Genomic DNA, 5,394 nt, shown 5'->3' on the forward strand with positions numbered 1-5,394 from the left:
CAAACTCTCAAATAAAAGTTGTTACCTGCTCAGACTATCATTATCTGAATATCTGGCTTGGTTGTATTCGATTCTTTAAAGAATCATTAGTTATATAAATTAACCTACTGTTTAATTTTCAAAGTTCATTCCTTACAACTTCCTTAGTTTATCAAAGTAATTTTACTTTGTCAACTCTTTTCTGTTGTTTGTTTTTCTTGTTGTTTGCCTTTTTCTTAAGGACAAGTAATACTATATCACCTTAGTTTTATATGGTCAATACTTTTTTCAACATTTTTTTCATCTTAATTTTACTTTATATTTTATCATTTTATGTTATCCACATATTAACAACTTATTAACATTGAAATGTTAAGGTTCTAATTTTTTTATCCACAATACTAACATAATTATTAACATTTTTCTTTATAATATTTATTGTAAATAAAAAAAGCCATAGGCTAAAATTATATAATTTGGCCTATGACTTTTAAATTATTTAGCTTCACATAAATCTCTTTCGATATATTCTTCAGCTAATATTATTTTCTTTTCTTTTAATGTTTTTTTTACATCTATTATTCTTTGATTAGAAGAACCTCTAAATTTTAAAAATATGTCTTTTTTATCATTTTCAAATTTACCATCTACTAAAACATCTATATATTTCAATAAGTTTAGATTTTTAAATCTATTTGGATTCCTATCGTTTAAAAGTTCTTCAAATTTAAATCCTGTGTAACTCCATACATCTAAATTTTTGTCTTTTGCTTCTTTAGCAATTTCTTCTAATGCCTCAGGTTGTAAAAATGGTTCTCCTCCAGAGAGAGTTATTCCTCTTTGTAATTTTAATTTATTTAATTTATCAATTATTTCTTTTGTGTCTACTTCATAGCCTCCTCTTAGACTATGTGTTTGAGGATTATGACATTCTTCACAGTTATGAATACACCCTTGTGTCCATATAACCATCCTTAATCCTGGACCATCAACTATACTATCAAAAGTAATGGGTGCTGCTATTCTTATTTTCATAACCTATTCCCCTTTCATTACTTATGCTTTATTCTGTCACGAACTTCTGCTTGCTTAGCATTATTAAATCTATCTACAGTACCTACTAAATATCCTGTTATTCTTCTTATTCTTTCAAACTTTATACTACTGTCTTCTTCATTTCTTCCGCAATAAGGGCATATATTACCTTCTATAACCCCTGAAAAACCGCATACTGGATCTCTATCTACAGGGTGATTTATACTACCATACCCAATTCCTTCTTCTTTCATAGCTCTTATTATAGTTTCAAAAGCCTCTAAATTATCTGATGGATTGCCATCTAATTCTATATATGTTATATGTCCAGCATTAGTTAGGTTATGATATGGAGCTTCAAGTCTTATTTTATCAAAGGCACTTATCTTATAATATACTGGTATATGGAATGAATTAGTATAGTACTCTTTATCTGTTATACCCTTTATATCGCCATATATCTTTCTATCCATCTTAGTAAACCTTCCTGATAATCCTTCTGCTGGAGTTGCTATTAATGAGAAATTCAGTCCATACTCTTTACTTGCTTCATCCATCCTATTTCTCATATGCCCTATTATTTTTAAACCTAATTCTTGAGCTTCTTCACTTTCACCATGATGCTTTCCTATAAGACCTATTAAACATTCCGCTAGACCTATAAATCCAACTGTTAATGTTCCTTGCTTTATTACATCTTTTAATTTATCTTCTGGTCCTAACTCTGAAGAACCTTTCCATACTCCTTGTCCCATTAAAAATGGGAAGTTTTTCATTTTTTTATTACCTTGTATTTCCATTCTCTCTAGCAATTGTTCTATTACTAAATTAATTTTCTCATCTAATTCTTCAAAAAATCCATCTATATCTACAACTTTTTTGCTTATTAATCCATGTTTAATACCTAACCTTGGAAGATTTATAGTCGTGAATGATAAATTACCTCTTCCACTTACAGTTTCTTCACCACATTCATTTCCAAGTACTCTAGTTCTACATCCCATATATGTAGCTTCTGTTTCAGGATTTCCTTCTTCGTAATATTTTATATTGAAAGGAGCATCTAAAAAGCTAAAGTTAGGGAATAACCTTTTAGCAGATACCCTACAGGCTAATTTAAATAAATCATAGTTTGGATCTCCTGGGTTTAAACTCATTCCTTCCTTAACTTTAAATATTAGAATTGGGAATATTGGCGTTTCACCATTTCCAAGTCCACTTTCAAGAGATAATAAAAGATTCTTAGTGACCATTCTACCTTCTTCAGTAACATCTGTTCCAAAATTCACACTAGAAAAAGGTACCTGAGCACCTGCCCTAGAGTGCATAGTATTAAGATTGTGTATAAAGGCTTCCATAGCTTGATAAGTTCTTCTATCTGTCTCTCTATAAGCTTCTGAATATGCAAATTTTTGTATATTTTCTACAAATGCTTCATCTAATCCTAATTTATCTATTAACTCTCTAGTCTCTTCTTGTTTATATTCATCTTCTATTTTTATACTTAATCTAGTTTTAAGTCTATACTCGATATCATTTACTATACACTTTATTGAGTCTGTCTTATCCTCAGATTTAAATAATTTAATAGCCTTTGACATATTATCTATATAGAACTTTTTAAAGGTCTTATATACACCTTCTGCTAGACCATAATCAAAGAAAGGTATACTTTGTCCACCATGTTGATCATTTTGATTACTTTGAATAGCTATAGCTGCTAATGCTGCATAGCTTATTATATCGTTTGGCTCTCTTAAAAATCCGTGTCCTGTTGAGAATCCACCTTTGAATAACTTATTAATATCTATTTGACAGCAAGTTAAAGTACCCATATTTAAGAAATCCATATCATGTATATGTATATCTCCATTATCATGAGCATATGAGTGCTCTGGCTTTATTACATGAGTTTTACAAAACTCTTTAGATACTGTACTTCCATATTGAAGCATAGTACCCATCGCAGTGTTTCCATCTATATTAGCATTCTCTCTTTTTATATCTGCATCATTTGCATCTTCAAAAGTTATCTCTTCAATAGATTTCATAAGTCTTGTTTTTGAATTTCTGATTCTACTTCTTTCTGTTCTATATATTATGTACTCTTCACTAGTTTTTGCATGACCTGTTTCTATTAACACTTTTACTACTGCATTTTGAATATCTTCTACTCCTGGAATTGAATTTATATACTTTTTATTCAATAACTTTATGACTTCTTGTGTTAATTCTTCCGCTATATTATAATCTGCTGATTTCCCATCTTGCTCAGCTATTTTACTTGCAGCTAAAAATATAGCTCTAGTTATCCTATCTGGGTTAAAAGGTATTATTCTTCCATCTCTTTTCTTAACATAATTTATCATTTTAAAACGCCCCCTAATTACTATATATTGTATTTATTCCATTATTTTTTACTACATATAGTGTTTAAACTTAAAAAAAATCCCCTTTAATCTTTTAAAGGGACTGTCTCGATGTTTACTTAAATAGAGTAGCAAATTTAGAAATTTTAGTCAAACTAACCTAAAGCATTGAAATTGCTATGTGGATAATTTGAAGCTTAGTATTTGTAACATATACAAAAAATATTATTTTTTTATTTTTTTTGTAATTTATTCATATTTAATAATCTTATTCATATACTTACTACGAAATAAAACTTTGAAAATCAAAATGTTATTACTTATGCCAAAGTTATAATTACAACTTTAGGTTATCCAATATAACCTAATACATTAGTAATTAATATAATTTATTTTATACTGTAAATAATATAATATTATACATTAATTACTAATATATATATTTACTATATTGGTCAATCAAATTCCTCTTTAATTTTAATTATTTGTAATATTAATTTATCAATATAATTTTCAAATATAATAGATTTTTTAATATTATAATAATTATATTTGAATATAAATTACACTTTTTTAAATATAATTAGTACTTATACCTAATAAGTCAACTTTAATAAAGAAAGGAGATTTTATGTTATCTAAAAGATTAGAAACGTTAACCCCTTCCTATACTTTAGAGATAAGTTCTAAAATTAGGCAACTTAAAGATCTTAATCTAGATGTAATAGATTTGAGTATAGGAGAACCTAATTTCAACGTGCCTGTTAGAGCTAAACTTTACGGAATAGAGTCATTAAATAACAATTATACTAGATATGACGCTGTAACTGGAATAAAACCTTTAAAAGAAGAAATTTGTAAAAAGCTTTTAAAAGAAAATAATTGTACCTATTGTCCAGAAGATATAGTGGTATCTAGTGGTGCAAAACATTGCTTAACAAATACGCTGCTCGCCTTGACTAATCCAAATGATGAAGTGTTAATCCCTATACCGTATTGGGTAAGCTATCCAGAGATTGTCAAAATAGTAAATGCAATTCCAGTGTTTATACACACATCTAAAGATAATTCTTTTAAAATAAAGGCCGAAGACTTATCTAGGTGTATAAGTAAAAATACTAAAGCTCTTATATTGAACAACCCAAATAACCCTACAGGAAGTATCTACACTAAAAATGAGTTAGAAGAGATAGTAGAGATTTGCTATAAAAATAATATATACATACTAGCTGATGAAATATATGAAAAAATATGTTATAAAGATAATTTTACATCAATAGCATCTATAAGTAATTTAGCTAAGGATATAACAATAACAATTAATGGCTTTTCAAAATCAACTAATATGACTGGTCTTAGATTAGGCTATACAGCATCTAATAGCTCTATAGCAAAAGCTATAAGTTCTATACAAGGTCATTCTGTATCACATCCTTGTATTACATCTCAATACATAGCCTATGGAGCTCTAAGGGAATGTAACTCAGATATAAATCAATTCGTAAATGAGTATAAATTAAGAAGAAAATTGATCTGTGCTAAACTAGATTCAATTAATAATATAAGCTATATAAAACCTTATGGTGCTTTTTATGTATTTATAGATATATCCAAACTAAAAAATACATTAAACTATAATGGAAGTTTTTCATTAGAATTTTGTAGTAAATTTTTAGATACTTATAATGTAGCTGTTGTTCCAGGAATAGCTTTTGGATTAGATGATTATATAAGAATTTCTTTTGCCTGTGATGAATCTGTTTTTTTGGAAGGTGTAGATAGACTTGATAAATTTATAAATTCTTTTTCTTAATCTAAATTCATTTAAACATTACACTTTAATAAAAAGTTTATAAACTATATTTAGATGTTAATAAAAATTTTATTGATTTAAAAATACAAAAGTATAGGTTTATTTAAACCTATACTTTTTATAAAATAAAAAAGATTACGTGGCTACGTCTTACTCTCCCAGGGGGTCGCCCCCCAAGTACCATCAGCGCTAAAGAGC

Annotated in this window: 3 protein-coding genes; 1 reads left to right on the forward strand and 2 read right to left on the reverse strand. The window is 27.8% G+C overall.

Annotated features, from left to right (window positions below; translation table 11 throughout):
• Positions 1-474: 474 nt before the first annotated feature.
• Both nrdG and ABCP60_RS15595 read right to left on the reverse strand, forming a co-directional pair.
• A complete protein-coding gene (nrdG, locus tag ABCP60_RS15590) occupies positions 475-1,014 on the reverse strand; it encodes an anaerobic ribonucleoside-triphosphate reductase activating protein (RefSeq protein ID WP_092921864.1) in 540 nt (179 codons plus the stop codon).
• Between the two features lie 17 nt (positions 1,015-1,031).
• Entirely contained in the window at positions 1,032-3,383 is a 2,352-nt protein-coding gene (locus ABCP60_RS15595) for an anaerobic ribonucleoside triphosphate reductase (RefSeq protein ID WP_343102150.1), read from the reverse strand.
• A 631-nt stretch (positions 3,384-4,014) separates the two neighbouring features.
• Here ABCP60_RS15595 and ABCP60_RS15600 point away from each other — a divergent pair.
• Positions 4,015-5,196: a pyridoxal phosphate-dependent aminotransferase gene (locus tag ABCP60_RS15600; protein ID WP_343102151.1), complete on the forward strand. Its 1,182-nt coding sequence runs from the start codon at positions 4,015-4,017 to the stop codon at positions 5,194-5,196.
• Positions 5,197-5,394 lie beyond the last annotated feature (198 nt).

This window comes from Romboutsia sp. MSSM.1001216sp_RTP31141st1_G3_RTP31141_220114, assembly GCF_039031195.1.
GTDB lineage: Bacteria > Bacillota > Clostridia > Peptostreptococcales > Peptostreptococcaceae > Romboutsia_C > Romboutsia_C hominis.

Excerpts from the sequence above, each read along its gene's own strand:
- ABCP60_RS15600 (WP_343102151.1), top strand. The coding sequence starts at position 4,015 with ATGTTATCTAAAAGATTAGAAACGTTAACCCCTTCCTATACTTTAGAG.
- ABCP60_RS15595 (WP_343102150.1), bottom strand. The coding sequence starts at position 3,383 with ATGATAAATTATGTTAAGAAAAGAGATGGAAGAATAATACCTTTTAAC.
- nrdG (WP_092921864.1), bottom strand. The coding sequence starts at position 1,014 with ATGAAAATAAGAATAGCAGCACCCATTACTTTTGATAGTATAGTTGAT.